This is a genomic window from Lutibacter sp. B1, from assembly GCF_012524075.1.
Lineage (GTDB): Bacteria > Bacteroidota > Bacteroidia > Flavobacteriales > Flavobacteriaceae > Lutibacter.
This window is the reverse complement of record NZ_JAAZUI010000001.1, coordinates 90,273-107,341: the sequence shown is the minus strand read 5'-3', so window position 1 is coordinate 107,341 and position 17,069 is coordinate 90,273. Positions and strand designations below refer to the sequence as shown.

The following is a 17,069-nucleotide window of genomic DNA, read 5'->3' as shown; positions in this document are numbered from 1 at the left end:
TGGACAAGCAAAAATACATTTGGAAAAAAGAATATACTTTAGTTTTAATTGCTAATGCAATTTATATTTTTCTTTTCTATTTAATAATGAAAACTTTCTCTTAGATTATGCTGCTAATAGATTGGATTGTACTTTCAGGAACTTTAATTTTTATTGTTTTATATGGCAGTTGGAGAACAAGTGGCAGTAAAAACGTAACTGATTATATTAAAGGAGGTAGTGAAGCTAAGTGGTGGACTGTAGGTTTGTCTGTTATGGCTACTCAAGCGAGTGCAATTACATTTCTTTCTACACCCGGGCAGGCGTTTCATAGCGGTATGGGATTTGTTCAGTTTTATTTTGGATTACCAATAGCAATGGTTGTTATTTGCTTGGTGTTTATTCCAATATATCACAAGTTAAAAGTATTTACCGCATACGAATATTTAGAAACCAGATTTGATTTAAAAACACGCAGTTTGGCAGCTATTTTATTTTTAATACAAAGAGGTTTAGCTACCGGAATAACTATTTTTGCTCCTTCTATTATCCTTTCGGCTGTTTTAGGTTGGGATTTAAATACACTAAATATTATAATTGGTGTACTTGTAATTATTTATACTGTTACAGGAGGTACCAGAGCAGTTAGTGTTACACAAAAGCAACAATTAACGGTAATTTTTACCGGTATGTTTATTGCTTTCTTTTTAATAATAAGTTATTTGCCCGATGGTATTACATTTACAAAAGCTTTGGAAATTGCAGGAGATAGTGGTAAAATGAATATCCTTGATTTTTCTTTTGATTTGGAAAATAGATATACTTTTTGGAGTGGAATTATAGGAGGAAGCTTTTTAGCACTTTCTTATTTTGGAACAGATCAAAGTCAGGTACAACGTTATTTATCGGGTAAATCGGTAAAAGAAATGCAATTAGGGCTTGTTTTTAATGGTTTGTTAAAAGTGCCTATGCAGTTTTTTATACTGTTAGTAGGAGTAATGGTTTTTGTTTTTTATCAGTTTAATGATACTCCATTGAATTTTAATCCTTCAGGTAAAGAATCAGTACTTAAATCGGAGTTTTCAAAGGAATACAAGGAATTGGAACTTCAGCATAAGCAAATTGAAGAAAGTAAAAAAGAACTTTTATTAAGTAATTTTATTGATACTGAAGCAGTTCAAACATTAAATGATAATGATAAAATATTAAGAGAAAAAGCAAAAAAAATTATAACAAAAGCAAACTCATCAGTTGAAACTAATGACAAAGACTATGTCTTTATACACTTCATTTTAAATTATCTCCCAAAAGGATTAATAGGCTTGTTGTTGGCGGTAATTTTATCGGCAGCTATGTCCAGCACAGCTTCAGAACTAAATGCTTTAGCTAGTACAACAGCAATGGATTTGTATAAACGGAATTTAAAAGTACCTAAAAATGATGAACACTTTGTAAAAGTATCAAAATGGTTTACGCTTATGTGGGGTATAATTGCTATAACAATTGCGTGTATAGCCAATTTATTTGATAACTTAATACAGTTGGTTAATATTATTGGTTCTATTTTTTATGGTAATGTTTTAGGTATATTTTTGCTGGCATTTTTTGTGAAATTTGTTAAAAGCAATGCCGTTTTTGTTGCGGCGATTATTACTCAAATTATTGTTATAATTGGTTGGAATTACGATTGGATGCCATATTTATGGCTAAACTTATTTGGAAGTATGTTGGTAATGGGAATAGCAATTTTAATTCAAACTTTTTCAAATAAAAATGAAATAAAAAAAGCACTTGAGTAAAGTGCTTTTTTTGTTTTTTTTAAAGAATTATTGTTGCCATTGAGCAATTGATTCTTTGTTCATTTTAATATAATCGGCATTATTTGCTTTTTCTGCGCCTGCCAAAGATTTTTTAGCTGTTGCAATGGCACCGGCTTTATCACCTAAATCTGCCTGAATTAAACTCATTCTACGTAAATAATAAAATGGAGGATTTTCTCCTTTAGTTGCAAGTTTCATCCATTCTAATGCTTGTTTTAGATCTTTACCTTCAGTATGATAATATGATGCTGCTTGAAAATAATCGTTAGCTGTTGGACCTCCCATAACAGTTTCTATGCTTTTTAAAGCAATTTTTTCAGTTGGAACTTCAAATGGAACACCTACGTATGTGTTTTCCCATAAAAAACCCAATACAGCAGAATTAGAATTTACATCATCAAAAGTAATGGTAAACGATTCTATTTTCATAGGCATTGATTCTACGTTTACTGTTGTTTTTAAAGCAACTTTGGTATCGTCCCATTTTTGAGGTGTTCCCCAATTGTTAGCGTCGGTATAAAAAATAACTTCCCAAGAATCTTTATTAGGAATGGTATAGATAGCATAAGTTCCTTTTTTTAATTCTTTGCCATCAATAATAACATCATCGCCAAAAGTAATTTTAGTATTGACATTTGCTCCTGTTCTCCAAGTTTGTCCATAAGGCACTAAACCACCAAAAATGGTTCGACCACGCATTGCAGGGCGAGAATATTCCAGTGAAACTTCGGTTAAACCAACAGTTTGTTCCAACTTAGCAGCCGGACTTGGCTGAGGCGTTTTAATTTGAGCATTTACCGTAGAAATTAAACCGATAAATACTATTAGAATTGAAATTTTTTTTAGCATAATAGTGTGAAGTTTAAGTTATACTAACAAATATAACATTTAATAAGCCTATTTAAAAAGGTAATGTAACTTTAACAATTATTTAAGATGAGGTTTGTAGTGGAATTATTGAAATTTTTTCTTTCTGAAATAATTAAAAATGAATCCAAATATAGCTAAAATTATTAGTGGAAAAATAATATTTATTAACTGCCATTTGTTGGCTTGTTGGTAAGCCTTTTGTTTGTCTAAAAAGTCAATTTTTATTTTTTTTGATCGAATATTAATCAACCCACTGTCATCCAACAAATAATTAACAGTATTCAATAAAAATTCTTTGTTGCCAAAAAGCTGGTTTGTCCATTTATCAAAACCTAATTCAAGAGGTTTTCCTTGTGAAATTTCATTTGCAATAATATCTCCATCTGCAATTACAATTATTTTGTTTTCACTACCGGTATTTTTATTTAATTCAAATTGAAAAGGCTTTACACGGCCATTGTATGCCGATTTAAAGTTACCTTCTAAAAGTACTGCAACAGGTTGGTTACCGTTGTTAAAATTGGCAGGTTCGGGTTTTTCGGTAACTGTTTTTAATGAAATAATAGTGGGCGTACCAATGGGTTTTGAGAGTTTAGAACTTTGTAACAGAACTGTTTTTTTTATGGAGTTTTTTAATGTGTCAATACTATTTGTAAAACGCAAATTAACGGCTTGTATGTTGGTATTGATTGGATGATTATTAGTTGAATTTATCAATGGATAATATTTCCATAAAAATGAACTGAACTGAGGTTTGTTTCCGGTATTTCCTGTTACTAAAGGAATTTGAGAGCTGTATAAATCGGTAATTAAATTGGAATTTATGCGTATGCCATAATTGAAAAAGAAATCGGTTAAACCTAAATCTCTTGGGTAAGCTAAACTTTCTCCGGTTTGCATTAAGCTGTCTAATTCGGCTTGTACATTATCAATCAACCATAAAGATTTTCCTCCATTCATTGTATATTGATCTAATGTGTATTTTTCTTCTTCAGTAAATTTTTCAGTAGGTTTTGCAATTATTGCCAAATCAAATTTTGAAAGCTCTTGAAGTGTTTTTTGAGGTTGATTTTCAACCGAATCTAAAGTAAATGGAGCAAGAAAATAATATTCTCCTAATTTTTGTAAAAAATCGACTATATAAATATCGTTTAACTCACCGTTTCCTTTTAAAATTGCAATTTTTTTTGATTTTTTTGAAGTTACTTTATGTATGGCATTTGCAAAAGCATATTCTAAATTTTGGATGGAACTTTCTAACTGTTCGTCTTGAGAATTAGAAAAAATATCTTTAAGTAAAGGAATGGTTTCGGTGTTGTTTTTATAATTGATAACTGCCCAAGGGAAAATAACAATTTCTGATAATTTTCCATTTTCCTGAACCTCTAATCGGCTTGGTTCTAATCCTTCATTAATTAATTCCTGAGCAATTTCAGAAGGATTGACAAATTTGAATTGGATGTTTTTATTTAAAGCTTTTAATTCTTCTAAATGTAGTTTTGTTTCGGTTTGTAAACGTTTGAATTCCGCAGGAAAATCACCTTGTAAATAAACTTTAATAACAATAATATCTTTAACGTTTTTAACAATGTTTTTTGTTGTTTCAGATAATGTATATCTATGATCTTCAGTTAAATCAAATCGCTTATAAATTTTTGAACCAACAAAATTTAATACAATTAAACTTAGTAAAATAACCGCTATTTTAGAATACTTATTTCTCATGTTGTATTCTAAATTTGGTTAATACTAAAAAGAAAAAAGTAACCGACAAAAAGTAAATGAGATCGCGTGTATCAATTACACCTTTACTTAAACTGTTATAATGTTCGCTCATTCCAATATATTTAACGGTATAATCTAAATTTCCAAACAAGTTGTAATTTGAAACAGCTTCAAAACCGTAGTATAGAATGAAAGAAATGAAAACGGAAACTATAAATGAAACAATTTGATTTTTAGATAAGGTTGATGAAAAAATACCGATAGCAGTATAAGCACTTACTAAAAATAATAAGCCAATAAATGAACCAAAAGTGGTTCCAAATTCAATATTTCCTATAGGGTTTCCAAGTTGGTAAACGCTGTAAACATATATCAAAGTTGGTGTAATTGCCAAGATTGCTAATGTAAATGATCCAAAATATTTACCTAAAATTATTTGCCGGTTTGTTAAAGGTTTTGTTTTTAAAATTTCGAGAGTTCCGGTATTAATTTCATCAGAAAAACTGCGCATTGTAATTGCCGGAATTAAAAACATGAAAATCCATGGAGCTAAAAAAAAGTAGCTGGTTAAATCGGCAAAGCCTGCATGTAAAATATTAAAATCACCTTTAAATACCCATAAAAATAATCCGTTGATTATTAAATATACAGCAATCACCAAATAACCTATTGGTGATGAAAAAAAGGAGTTTAATTCTTTTTTTAAAATAGCTATCATTTAGTTTTAATTAAGGTAATGTTTCAATTTTATCTACACTCCAAGCTTGTGGTTTATCGTTAAATAAAACTTTGGTTTTAGCCCAAACAGTTTTAAATAAATCGGAATTACGGTAGGCTTCTAAATGTGTTTCAGATTCCCAATAACTATATGTGAAAAAAATTGACGAATTGTTTTTGTCTTTATATAACTCTAATAAACGACAACCTTCAAAGTTTCGTATTTTGGTTTTGTTAGAATTAAAGTTTTTTAAGAACGTTTCAATTTTTGAATTATCAAAACTCATTTTTACAATTCGTATAAACATAATTTAGTTTTCGTGTATTTGGTTTATAAAAATTTTACTGTAATAACATCTCTATAATTTAATCCTAAAAGAGACGCTGCACCACCTACAGTATTTAAATTGCTACGGTACACTGCAATTTCTAAATAATTTGCCGAATTGAAAAGGGCTAGTCTGCTGCCATCTTTTTGACGTTGATCTTTTGATAACGAAAAATCAACAATATCGCTGTATTTATTGTAAATAGTTGTAAAAATATATTTATTGGCTAATACTTCAAATTTACGTCCTTTCCCAATATCATTAAAAAGTTTTTTGTTGATATTGCTAATGGAGTTACCATAATTATCAACATAAATAATATTGCCATAAATAGTTTTATTATCAGGCGAAAGAGTAGGTTGAAGTTCTACAATTTTTTTAAATTCAGGAATTAATTTACCAATAACTTCCAATGTGCCACCTCTTGCAATATGGCATGCAACTTTAACAAAAACATGTAATACAGGAAAACTTGTTTCAACTCTGTCGTGTATGTTTATTTCAACAATTTTTTCGGGTTTAATTTCTGAAGCTAATAATGAAATAACGCCATTGTTCGGACAAATAAAATAATGATTATCAAGTTTTAAAGCAATGTGTTTATTTTCTTCATTTAATTCAGAATCTACACCAATAATATGAATACTTCCTTCAGGAAAGCTTTTATAAGCATTTTTTAAGATATAAGCAGTTTCTGTAATATTAAAAGGTGATATATGGTGAGATATATCAACAATTCGAGCATCAGGTAATTCACTATAAATGGTTCCTTTTATGGCGCCTACAAAGTGGTCTTTTGTACCAAAATCAGTAGTTAGCGTAATTATTGACATATAATTATGTGGGTAAATATTTAAGTGAAAAACAAAAGTAAATCCTTAATAAAATGTTTAAAACTTATTAACTAAGATTTAATTTTTGTAATTTGATATTTATTACATTTGTTAAGCAAATCTAATCAAATATTCGGTTATTGTAAAACTAATTTTATATTAAAACTTAACAACGCGCCATTTGAACGAACGTATTATTGAACTTACAGAAATTAATCCAAATGAATTATTTGGAACCCAAAATTCTAACGTAGATATACTACGCAAATTTTATCCAAAATTAAAAATTGTAGCTAGAGGCACAAATCTTAAAATTTACGGTGAACCAGAAATTCTTGACGAATTTGAAAAAAAACTGGAAATGCTTATTGCATATTTCAATCGTTATAATAAATTGGATGAAAATAGTATTGAACGTTTATTAACATCGAATGGAAATGAGCATAAAACTTCAAAAGTTGCAGATGGTGTTTTGGTTCATGGTGTTAGCGGAAGGTTAATTAAAGCTCAAACAGTTAACCAGAGAAAAATGGTTGAGCTGATGGATAAAAACGATATGCTTTTTGCAATTGGCCCTGCAGGAACCGGAAAAACATACACAGCTGTTGCTTTGGCAGTAAAAGCTTTGAAAGAAAAAGAAGTAAGAAGGATTGTTTTAACTCGTCCGGCAGTAGAATCGGGAGAAAATTTAGGTTTTTTACCGGGAGATTTAAAAGAAAAATTAGACCCTTACATGCAGCCTTTATATGATGCTTTAAGAGATATGATACCTTTTGAAAAATTAGATTCTTATTTAGAAAAAGGGATTATTCAAATTGCACCTTTGGCATTTATGAGAGGAAGAACTTTAGACAACGCTTTTGTAATTTTAGATGAAGCTCAAAATACTACCCATAACCAAATGAAGATGTTTTTAACGCGTATGGGTAAAAATGCAAAATTTATTATAACCGGAGATCCAGGTCAAGTAGATTTGCCTAAGCGTCAAATTTCAGGTTTAAAAGAGGCAATGCTTACTTTAAAAGATATTGATGGAATTGCTTTTGTGTATTTGGATGATAAAGATGTGATTAGACACCGATTGGTTAAGAAAATAATTTCAGCTTATAAAAGTATTGAAGTAGGGAATGAATAATAAACGAATAGGATTGGTTTATTAAAAAAAAATATAAAAAGGTTCTATAAAAGTAATGAGCAACACAATTAACAACACGGCATTTAACTTTCCAAATCAAAAATCGGTTTATAAAGGTAAAGTTAGGGAGGTTTATAACATAAACGATGAAATTTTAGTAATGATTGCATCTGACAGACTTTCGGCTTTTGATGTAATTATGCCAAAACAAATTCCTTATAAAGGGCAGATATTAAATCAGATAGCTTCTAAAATGATGGAAGCTACAAAAGATATTGTTCCAAACTGGATTATTGCTGTGCCCGATCCAAATGTTGCAGTAGGGCATTTGTGCAAACCATTTAAAGTTGAAATGGTTATAAGAGGTTATTTGTCTGGTCATGCTGCACGTGAATACAAGTTGGGAAAAAGACTATTGTGCGGAGTGCCAATGCCTGAAGGAATGAAAGAAAACGATAAATTTCCTGAACCAATTATAACACCATCAACAAAAGAAGATAAAGGTTTACACGATGTTGATATTTCGAAAGAAGATATTATTGCCAAAGGAATTGTTTTAAAAGAAGATTATGAAGTTCTCGAAAAATATACCCGAGCATTATTTGAAAGAGGTACTGAAATTGCTGCAAAACAAGGCTTAATTCTGGTTGATACTAAATATGAATTTGGTAAAACAAAAGAAGGGAAAATTGTTTTGATTGACGAAATTCATACACCGGATTCTTCACGTTATTTTTATGCTGATGGTTATGAAGTAAGGCAAAGTAGAGGAGAAGCTCAAAAACAGCTTTCTAAAGAATTTGTGCGTCAGTGGTTAATTGCCAATGGTTTTCAAGGATTAGAAGGACAGCAAATTCCGGAAATGACTGAAGAAAAAATTACTGAAATTTCGAATCGCTATATTGAGTTATACGAAAATATTACCGGAGAGAAATTTATAAAAGCCGATTTAACAAATATTATTCAACGAATAGAAAATAATGTGCTTACTTTTTTAAATCAAAATTAACTACTTGTTTTTAATTTTTGTAAAATTTTTATAATATCGTTTGAATCGATATCAATATTTAGCCATTTTAATGCTTTTTCGTAGGTTGAAAAAATTTCTACTGATTGGTCCATTCCTTGCTGAAGTATTTTGTATAATGAAGTAGAAACTACTTGATTAGGTGAATTTTTAATTAAAGCTATTCTTCTTTTCCCAAACACAGAAGATTTTTCTTTTATAAAAGAAACAAAATTTGTTATATCTTCAGGTGTAGTTTTGAATGTTACATTTTTTAAATTTATAAAGCAGTTAAATCCGGGAGAAAATTCAGAATCTAAAGTTAGTTTTTGTTTGTGATTTATTAGAGAGTCGAGCTCTAAATCGCCAAAGTAATATTCAATTATTAAATTATGTTCTTTTAATATTTTATATTTAGCAATCAGTTCAGTCATAATAAAAAATTAAAGATAACAAAAAAGCCTCAAAGAAATACTATTCTTTGAGACTTTAAAATAACTTATTTAAGTATTTATTTTTTTCTTTTTTGTTGTTGAGCCTGTTGTTCTTGTGCTTGTTTCATGGCATCATTTAAACGTTGGCGAAACTTACTTTCTTTTTTAGGTTTCTTTTTATTTTCTTGGATTTTAGCATGAATTTTATCTTCATCTAAAATAAAATTCTTAATCACAAGCATAATTGTAATGGTAAGAAGGTTAGATACAAAATAGTATAAACTTAATCCACTCGCATACATATTGAAGAATACCAGCATCATTATAGGAGAAAGGTACATCATCATTTTCATCATTTTTTGCATGTCGGGCATACCTTCTTGTGTAGGTTGTTGCATATTCATTTGCTGACTTTGTGTCATTTTCATATAAAAGAAAATAGCAATAGAAGCCAATATTGGAAATAAACTTATGTGATCTCCATAAAATGGAATTTTAAAAGGCAATTTAAATACAGAATCATAAGCAGATAAATCATCAGCCCATAAAAATCCTTTTTGACGTAAATCTATATTTGAAGGGAAAAATCTAAATAAGGCAAAGAAAACCGGTGCTTGTATAAGCGCAGGTATACAACCGGAAAGCGGGCTAACACCAGCTTTACTTTGAAGTGCCATCGTTTCTTGTTGACGTTTCATGGCATCTTCTTTCTTAGGATATTTTTTTGCTATTTCATCCATTTCAGGTTTTAAAACCTTCATTTTTGCACTTGACAAGTAAGATTTGTATACTAAAGGAGACATTATAATTCTTACCACAATTGTTAATAGAATTATTATGATACCGTAATTTCCAATAAATCCTTTTAAGAAATTGAAAACTGGAATAAATACAGCTCGGTTAATAAAACCAAAAATTCCCCAACCAAGATTTGTGATTTCTTTGATATTTCTATCATATTTTTTTAGAATTTGGTAATCGTTTGGGCCAATATACCAATTCATATTATAATTTAATTCACCTCCTTGTAGTGCTAATGGTGCTTTTAAATAGAATGCTTTTGTAAAAGTTGTGTCAACTTCTTCATCTTCTACTAAAGTTTTAGACTTAAGTTTTATATTATCAAAAGCTTGTTCTGAAATTAAAATGGATGAAAAGAAATGTTGTTTATATGCAATCCAGTTTACATCATTCTCTTCGGCATCATCTTCTCCGCCAATTGACAGATAATCTATATTTTCATCATCTTTTTCATAATATAACTCAGTTTGTTGATTTTCGTATCTGATACTTTTCTCGTGTCTGAATCCTTCTAAATTCCAATCTAAATTTATTTGTTGAGAAGAATTGAAAACATTGCTTAAACCTTGTGAACGGATATTGAAATCAACCATATATTCATTTGGTTTTATCTCATATTGATATTCTAAAAACTGATTGTTAGACACTTTCAGCTTCATAGAAAGTATTTGTGTTTCGCCTTTTTTAGTTAAGCTAGGTTCAAAAAACAGGTCTTTTGTATTTAAAGTTCTATTATCGGTTGTGCCAAAATTTATGTTAAAAGAAGCATTGTTATCTTTTATCATATATAATGGTAAAGAATCGTAGGTAACATATTTTTTAATTAAAGCTTCTTTAATTTGACCTCCTTTGTTTGAAATAACCAGTTTTAGTAAATCATTTTCTAAAATAGTTTCTGAATCTTTGGCAGAAGGTAAAGTTGTAGAATAAGCAAATGAACCTAATTCAGTTTGGGCTTTAGCTAAAGTTACAGAATCACCGGCTTGCAAAATTATTTCTGAAGTAGTTGGGTTTGTAACGGTTGTGTCTTCTTTAACTTGTTCTGTTTTGTTTTTCTCAGCCTCTATTTCTTCAGGGGTTGGTTGTGTGCTGTAAATCCACCAAAACATTATAGCTCCCATTAAAACAAAACCTATAAGTGTATTGATGTCGAATTTTTTTTCTTCCATGTGTGTTTAAAATGTCAGTTTGTCATTAAACTTTTCAATAAAAAAGTAAAAAGCGCGACAAATGTAGTAAATGTATCTTTATTATTTAGTTTTTATTGATGATTCTATATTACTTCAAAGAGTGTTCCAAAGCGGCTTTTATAAAATCAATAAATAATGGATGCGGATTTAATACAGTACTTTTATATTCCGGATGATATTGAACACCAACAAACCAAGGATGTGATGGAATCTCAACTACTTCTACCAAATTGGTTTTAGGATTTTTTCCGGTTGCAATCATTCCGGCATTTTGTATTTGTTCTAAATAAGTATCGTTAAATTCGTATCTATGCCTGTGACGTTCACTAATCATGTCACTTTTATATATTTGTTTTACCTTACTATTGTTTTCAAGTTTACAATCCCAAGCGCCTAAACGCATTGTACCACCATAAATTGTAAGATCTTTTTGGTCTTCCATAATATCAATTACCGGATATGGAGTTTTTTCATCCATTTCGGTAGAATTAGCATCTTCCAAACCTAATACGTTTCTTGCAAATTCAATAACTGCCATTTGCATACCCAAACAAATTCCTAAAAACGGAATGTTGTTTTCTCGTGCATATCTAACAGCTTCAATTTTACCTTCAATACCTCTTCCTCCAAAACCGGGAGCTACTAAAATACCATTTAAATGTTTTAATTTTCCGGGTACATCTTCAACATTTAATTCTTCAGAATGAATCCAGTGAATATTTACTTTTATTTCATTTTGAGAACCTGCATGTATAAAAGCTTCTGAAATTGATTTGTATGCATCGCGTAATTCAACATATTTACCAATTAAACCAATTTCAACAGTGTATTTCGGGTTTTTAAATTTTTTCAGAAAGCAGTTCCAAGCATTTAAATTTGGTAATTTGTCTGAAGGTAATTGTAATTTTTTTAATACTACAGTATCTAAACCTTCTTTAAGCATTAAATTGGGGACATCATAAATGGTTTTAGCGTCTATTGATTCTATAACGTCTTCTTGTTTAACATTGCAAAAAAGAGCGAGTTTTCTTTTTATTGATTCGGAAATTTCATGTTCTGTTCTGCAAACTAAAATATCCGGACTAACACCACTTTGCATCAACATTTTAACAGAATGTTGTGTTGGCTTGGTTTTAAGTTCACCGGCCGCAGCTAAATAAGGCACAAGTGTTAAATGAATAACAATCGCATTTTCTTCACCTAATTCCCATAATAATTGACGAACAGCTTCTACATAAGGTAAAGATTCAATATCACCAACTGTACCTCCAATTTCAGTAATTACAATATCAAAATTACCTGTATTCCCTAAAATTTGGATGCGGTCTTTTATTTCATCAGTAATATGAGGAATAACTTGCACGGTTTTTCCTAAAAAATCTCCTTTACGTTCTTTATCAATTACAGATTGATAAATTCTACCTGTAGTAACATTATTTGCTTGAGAGGTTGGAATGTTTAAAAAACGTTCGTAATGACCTAAATCTAAATCTGTTTCAGCACCATCGTCAGTTACATAACATTCACCATGTTCGTAAGGGTTTAATGTTCCCGGGTCTACATTAATATAAGGATCTAATTTTTGGATGGTAACAGAGTAACCTCTTTCTTGTAATAATTTTGCTAAAGAGGCGGCAATAATTCCTTTTCCAAGTGATGAAGTTACGCCTCCGGTTACAAAAACATATTTAGTTTTATTCATTGTGCTTAGGTTTGAGCAAAAGTACTAACTCTATTTTAGTTGACAAAAAAAGAACCCTCTAAAACTGAAATAAATTTTAAAGAGTTTAATAGTTGTTTGAAAATCAAGTATTTTTATTAAAAACGGTTGCTTTTTAAATAGATTTGGGGCTTTAATTTTATTAATGGTCTTGTATATGAAAAGTAGCGGATTCGCATTCACTAATTTTCTAGTTTATTATTGACCATAAATATATAAATTATTTTTCGTTATAATATAAGCTGCTATTTTATATATATAATTACAAAAAGTTAATATTTGGCATATCTTATAAGTTTTGTAGGATTTCAAAACAAAAATCACTTTTTTATTTTTTATAGTTGATATTAACCCTATTATCAATAGTTTACAAGTTGTATAGTTAACCTTTAAAAACAATTTTTTTTGAAATAATTAATCTAAAAGGCATTAAAATAACTATTGTTAGGGCGGTCGATAGTAAGTAATTTAATTCTAGTTTAAGACCTATATTATATAATATATTTGCTAATAAATAGAAGAATAGAATAAAGCCAACAAATCGAATTAATTTACTATTGTGATGTTGAGTGTTAAATAAGTACTTTAACTGTACAATATATAAAATTAAGTAGTTTATTCCATAGATTACTAAAAAAGAAAAGGATTTGTTTATTTTGAAAATATTTATTAAAATGAAAAGTCCAATAAAAATAAATAGATAACCAAGTAAACTTATAATAATATATTTCAAAAAGAATATTTTATTTTCTTTACTTACAATATTTTTAAATGTTTTTAATTGCAATTTATTGTTATTTTTTTTGACAAATGTATAATTTGTTTATTCTAGCCATGAAATAGGAAACTTTGGTTATCTTAAATTTATTTGCTTCCATTAATGAAATAACTTGTTTCTCTTTCATACCAAAAACTTCCCCATCTTTCATTCCTCTTTCCTTTTGATCAATATCCCATGGTTTTCTTAAAAAATGCCATATTCTTGAAATATTGGGAGGTATCATTGTAATTATTAGTTTGCCATTTATATCAAGAAGCCTATGACACTCTTTAATTACTTTATCTCTATTTGGTATATGATTAAGTGCTGCAATAATGGTAATTGTATTAAATGATTTATCTTTTAATGGGATGTTAGATGTGTCTTCAACAAGAATATCTACGTTTCCCCAATCGAAAACATCTACACCAATTCCTTGACCATATGTCTTAGTCAATTGATTATTTCCACAGCCTATATCTAGTAGATTACCTTCAATATGAGGTATCACTTTATCAATCCTAATTTTTTCTAATTTTTTTCCAATAATGTCATTCATTATAAATTCCTTATTTATTTGATTTAATTACACTAATATTAAGTTTTGAATGATCAATCTCTTTCAAAATAATCTTTTTTTATGAGGTATAACATTTTTTCTTGATTGTTTCGAATACGGTTAAGCATATCGGCTACAAAAGCAAGTATGGTTAATAATAAAGACATACCACAAAAGGAAAGTGCTATAATTCCTAAACTTTTATAAGGTGTAATTGTACCGTATTTAAACCAATGAATTAAGACAAAACCTCCCATAAAAAAGGAAATTAATAGTACAAACAGTGCTATTGATAAAAAAAATTGTAAGGGTTTGTAATCTTTTAAACATTTAAAGATGATTAATGAAGTGTTTACTGCATACTTAAATAGATTATCAGCAACTCTAGAAACTCTATCATCAAAATATTTTACATTAACAGGAACTTGTGCAACTCTATATCCTTTATCTACTAAATCTAAAATGGTTTCATGTGTATAAGTAAAACTTCCTTGTAAATTTAAATTAAGTAAACAATCTCTTGAATAAGATCTAAATCCACAGGATGCATCTTGTATTTTAGAATTCCCAACGAAGCTAACAATTCTACTTATTTGACGATTGCCCCAATATTTTATTTTAGGCATTTTTTCAGGCTTAGAATTACTAAATCTATTTCCTATGCAAAAATCCGCTTCATTTTTTATTATGGGTGAAATCATTTCTTCTATTTGATTAACATCAAACTGTCCATCAGAATCAATACTAACTAAAATATCTGTATTTACTTTTAAAGAATAGTTTAAGGCTGTTTGAAAAGCATTTCCAACGCCTTTATTATAATTATGGTTGATTACAGTTGCTCCAGATTTTAAAGATTCTTCTTCAGTATTGTCTATACTACCATCATTAATTACTAACAGTTCTAAACTAGAAAAACCTTTTATTGTTTTTGGAACAGATTTTAGCACCTTATAAATTGTTTGCCCTTCGTTGAGAGCAGGCATATATATTATTATCTTTTTTGATGTCATTTAGTTCAAAATAAATTAGAGATGCTTGTTAAGGATTAAAAAATTGAGTCGTATTTCATTAGCAATATAAATGAAACAAATAATTTGGGATGTATAAATAAACCATTTATCATTTATATTAAATTTAGTTGCTAAAAAATAATATCCTAGTAAAAAACCAGGTAATAAAATTAGCCAATATCTGCTAAAACCTGTTCCGGCAAATATAAGGCCTAGCATAGTAATTAGTATAGATATTATTAAGATTTTGATTCCAAATGAATTATTTTTTTTATAATACCCAAAAGCAAAAGCCAAAATCAAAATCACACTTCCCAAATAATTTCTAAAACCAGTTATTGGTACAAAAAGTGAAATAAAAGCAGGAATACCATTTATTCTACTAACTTCATGATGTTTAATAATTCCAAGTCCAGCTTTTACATTATAAAGGAACTGATTTTCAGTTTTAAATCTATTAAAATAACTTATTTCGGATAAGTTGTTTTGTTCAATATTATATACATATTTAGCCCAAAAAAGAATAGGTAAAATGATTATGATAGTATAATTTATTAGTTTGTATATATTTTTTTTGTTAAAAGTTTTATAATATCTATAAATATTGAAAATTACAATTATTCCTAAAACAAGATATAAATACCTTGTCATACTTATTAATAAAAATAACCCAAGCATTTTTATAAAGTTTTTAATACTGCATTCTGATATAGAATAGTAAAGAAACCCCCAAAAACAAAAGAATAAAATTGCTTCTGGATATAGGCTTCCAAAGTAGTTTATTGCAATAGGGTTAACTGCGGTGAGTGCTATTATAGATAATATAACACGGTTATCTATCTGTTGTTTTTTTAAGAATAGGTATAAGTATCTAAAGCCAAATATTGTTAACCCAATATGAAACAATTTACTTAGAGCAAAACCTAACATTGGAAATGCATTTATTTTAAAAAATGCAATAATAAAAGGAATAATAGGAGCAACGGTTGAAGGATTATTTAATAGGTAATATTTACCATTCAATAAGTTATTGGCAAGCTTAAGATATGTTAGCTCATCACCTTGAAGAGGAACAACTAGAGTTCGTAATGATGAAACTAAAGATAGTATAATTATTAGTGAGAATATTTTTTCTTCCTTAATAAATTGCTTTATGTCCAATTGTTCAGTTTTTATATTTTACTACTTTTTTTTACTACGTATCATCATTTCCAACATATCCCACATTTCTTTTGGTATAGCTTCCAGCATATTAAATTCGCCTGCTCCTTTTAGCCATTCTCCACCATCAATAGTAATTACTTCACCATTAATATATGCCGAAAAATCACTCATTAGATAAGCGGCTAAATTAGCCAATTCTTGATGTTCACCAACTCTACCAACAGGTACTTTCTTTTTCATGTCAAACTTATCTTTTAAATCTCCCGGAAGTAGCCTATCCCATGCGCCTTCGGTTGGAAATGGACCCGGAGCAATGGCGTTAGATCGTATTCCGTATTTAGCCCATTCAACAGCTAAAGATCGAGTCATAGCCAATACGCCTGCTTTTGCAGTAGCTGATGGCACTACATAAGCCGAACCTGTCCAGGCGTACGTGGTTACAATATTTAAAATAGTAGACTTTTCTTGTTTAGTGTCAATCCAATGTTTACCAAAAGCCAATGTGCAGTTTTTACTTCCTTTTAAAACAATATCAATAATGGTATCGAAAGCATTTGCCGATAAGCGTTCGGTTGGACTTATAAAATTACCCGCAGCGTTGTTTAAAAGTCCGTCAACTTTGCCAAATTCGGTTAAAGTAGCTTGTAAAACATTTTCAACTTCGCTGTAATTTCTTACATCACATTGTACAGCTAATACTTTTCCTCCGGTTTTTTCTTCTAATTCATTTTTTACAGCTTTTAATTTTTCAATATTTCTTGAAGTTATTACAACATTTGCTCCCAGTTCTAAAAAATAAGTAGACATAGCTTTCCCTAAACCACTTCCCCCTCCGGTTACAACAATTACTTGATTTTTTAAGCTATCTTCTTTAAGCATTGGTTTTTGATACATAGTTTCGATTTTTTATTTTTATAAATGTAAATATTTTTTCATTTTTAACCTCTGAAATAATTATTTTTAATTTTTTTAAAAATCTATTTGTCATAAACAAAAGTAATTGTATATTTGCCA

The 17,069-nt window shown here is 29.1% G+C and carries 15 protein-coding genes; 3 read left to right on the top strand and 12 right to left on the bottom strand.

Features of this window, described 5'->3' with window-relative positions:
- Nucleotides 1-107: 107 nt before the first annotated feature.
- Nucleotides 108-1,778 carry a sodium:solute symporter gene (locus tag HGB55_RS00435; protein ID WP_168813561.1) on the top strand — a complete coding sequence of 557 codons (1,671 nt, stop codon included), beginning with the start codon at nt 108-110 and terminating at the stop codon, nt 1,776-1,778.
- Between the two features lie 27 nt (nt 1,779-1,805).
- On the opposite strand, the gene HGB55_RS00430 is transcribed toward HGB55_RS00435, so the two are convergent.
- The 5 genes from HGB55_RS00430 to HGB55_RS00410 all read right to left on the bottom strand — a co-directional run bounded on the left by HGB55_RS00430 (nt 1,806) and on the right by HGB55_RS00410 (nt 6,273).
- The gene (locus tag HGB55_RS00430; protein WP_168813560.1) at nt 1,806-2,648 is read right to left on the bottom strand and encodes a DUF2911 domain-containing protein; all 843 of its coding nucleotides are present in this window, start codon (nt 2,646-2,648) and stop codon (nt 1,806-1,808) included.
- 105 nt (nt 2,649-2,753) lie between these two features.
- Nucleotides 2,754-4,394 (bottom strand): gliding motility-associated ABC transporter substrate-binding protein GldG, encoded by a 1,641-nt coding sequence (gene gldG, locus HGB55_RS00425; RefSeq protein ID WP_168813559.1) that lies wholly within the window; start codon nt 4,392-4,394, stop codon nt 2,754-2,756.
- Nucleotides 4,384-5,112 (bottom strand): gliding motility-associated ABC transporter permease subunit GldF, encoded by a 729-nt coding sequence (gene gldF / locus HGB55_RS00420; RefSeq protein ID WP_168813557.1) that lies wholly within the window; start codon nt 5,110-5,112, stop codon nt 4,384-4,386. The genes gldG and gldF overlap by 11 nt, the downstream gene beginning before the upstream one ends.
- A 10-nt stretch (nt 5,113-5,122) precedes the next feature.
- Entirely contained in the window at nt 5,123-5,419 is a 297-nt protein-coding gene (locus tag HGB55_RS00415; RefSeq protein WP_168813546.1) for a putative quinol monooxygenase, read from the bottom strand.
- Nucleotides 5,420-5,442: 23 nt separating this feature from the next.
- Nucleotides 5,443-6,273 carry an S-adenosyl-l-methionine hydroxide adenosyltransferase family protein gene (locus tag HGB55_RS00410; protein WP_168813544.1) on the bottom strand — a complete coding sequence of 277 codons (831 nt, stop codon included), beginning with the start codon at nt 6,271-6,273 and terminating at the stop codon, nt 5,443-5,445.
- A gap of 181 nt (nt 6,274-6,454) precedes the next feature.
- Between HGB55_RS00410 and HGB55_RS00405 the strand changes: the two genes are divergently transcribed.
- Together HGB55_RS00405 and HGB55_RS00400 are read left to right on the top strand one after the other, a co-directional pair.
- Complete coding sequence (locus HGB55_RS00405) at nt 6,455-7,408, top strand: PhoH family protein (protein WP_168813542.1); 954 nt, start codon at nt 6,455-6,457, stop codon at nt 7,406-7,408.
- A gap of 55 nt (nt 7,409-7,463) precedes the next feature.
- On the top strand, nt 7,464-8,417 hold the full coding sequence (locus HGB55_RS00400) for a phosphoribosylaminoimidazolesuccinocarboxamide synthase (protein WP_168813540.1): 954 nt from the start codon (nt 7,464-7,466) through the stop codon (nt 8,415-8,417).
- Here the strand turns inward: HGB55_RS00400 and HGB55_RS00395 are convergent.
- From HGB55_RS00395 to HGB55_RS00365, 7 genes are all read right to left on the bottom strand, one after another.
- On the bottom strand, nt 8,414-8,848 hold the full coding sequence (locus HGB55_RS00395) for a hypothetical protein (RefSeq protein ID WP_168813538.1): 435 nt from the start codon (nt 8,846-8,848) through the stop codon (nt 8,414-8,416). The genes HGB55_RS00400 and HGB55_RS00395 overlap by 4 nt on opposite strands.
- Nucleotides 8,849-8,925: 77 nt before the next feature.
- A complete protein-coding gene (gene yidC, locus HGB55_RS00390; protein ID WP_168813536.1) occupies nt 8,926-10,818 on the bottom strand; it encodes a membrane protein insertase YidC in 1,893 nt (630 codons plus the stop codon).
- A gap of 109 nt (nt 10,819-10,927) precedes the next feature.
- Nucleotides 10,928-12,541 (bottom strand): CTP synthase, encoded by a 1,614-nt coding sequence (locus tag HGB55_RS00385; RefSeq protein WP_168813534.1) that lies wholly within the window; start codon nt 12,539-12,541, stop codon nt 10,928-10,930.
- A gap of 812 nt (nt 12,542-13,353) precedes the next feature.
- Nucleotides 13,354-13,878 (bottom strand): class I SAM-dependent methyltransferase, encoded by a 525-nt coding sequence (locus HGB55_RS00380; protein ID WP_256368411.1) that lies wholly within the window; start codon nt 13,876-13,878, stop codon nt 13,354-13,356.
- A gap of 53 nt (nt 13,879-13,931) precedes the next feature.
- Nucleotides 13,932-14,864, bottom strand: a complete 933-nt coding sequence (locus HGB55_RS00375) for a glycosyltransferase family 2 protein (protein WP_168813530.1) — start codon at nt 14,862-14,864, stop codon at nt 13,932-13,934.
- Between the two features lie 42 nt (nt 14,865-14,906).
- Nucleotides 14,907-16,052, bottom strand: a complete 1,146-nt coding sequence (locus HGB55_RS00370; RefSeq protein ID WP_168813528.1) for a hypothetical protein — start codon at nt 16,050-16,052, stop codon at nt 14,907-14,909.
- A 21-nt stretch (nt 16,053-16,073) separates the two neighbouring features.
- Nucleotides 16,074-16,949 (bottom strand): SDR family oxidoreductase, encoded by an 876-nt coding sequence (locus tag HGB55_RS00365; RefSeq protein ID WP_168813526.1) that lies wholly within the window; start codon nt 16,947-16,949, stop codon nt 16,074-16,076.
- Nucleotides 16,950-17,069 lie beyond the last annotated feature (120 nt).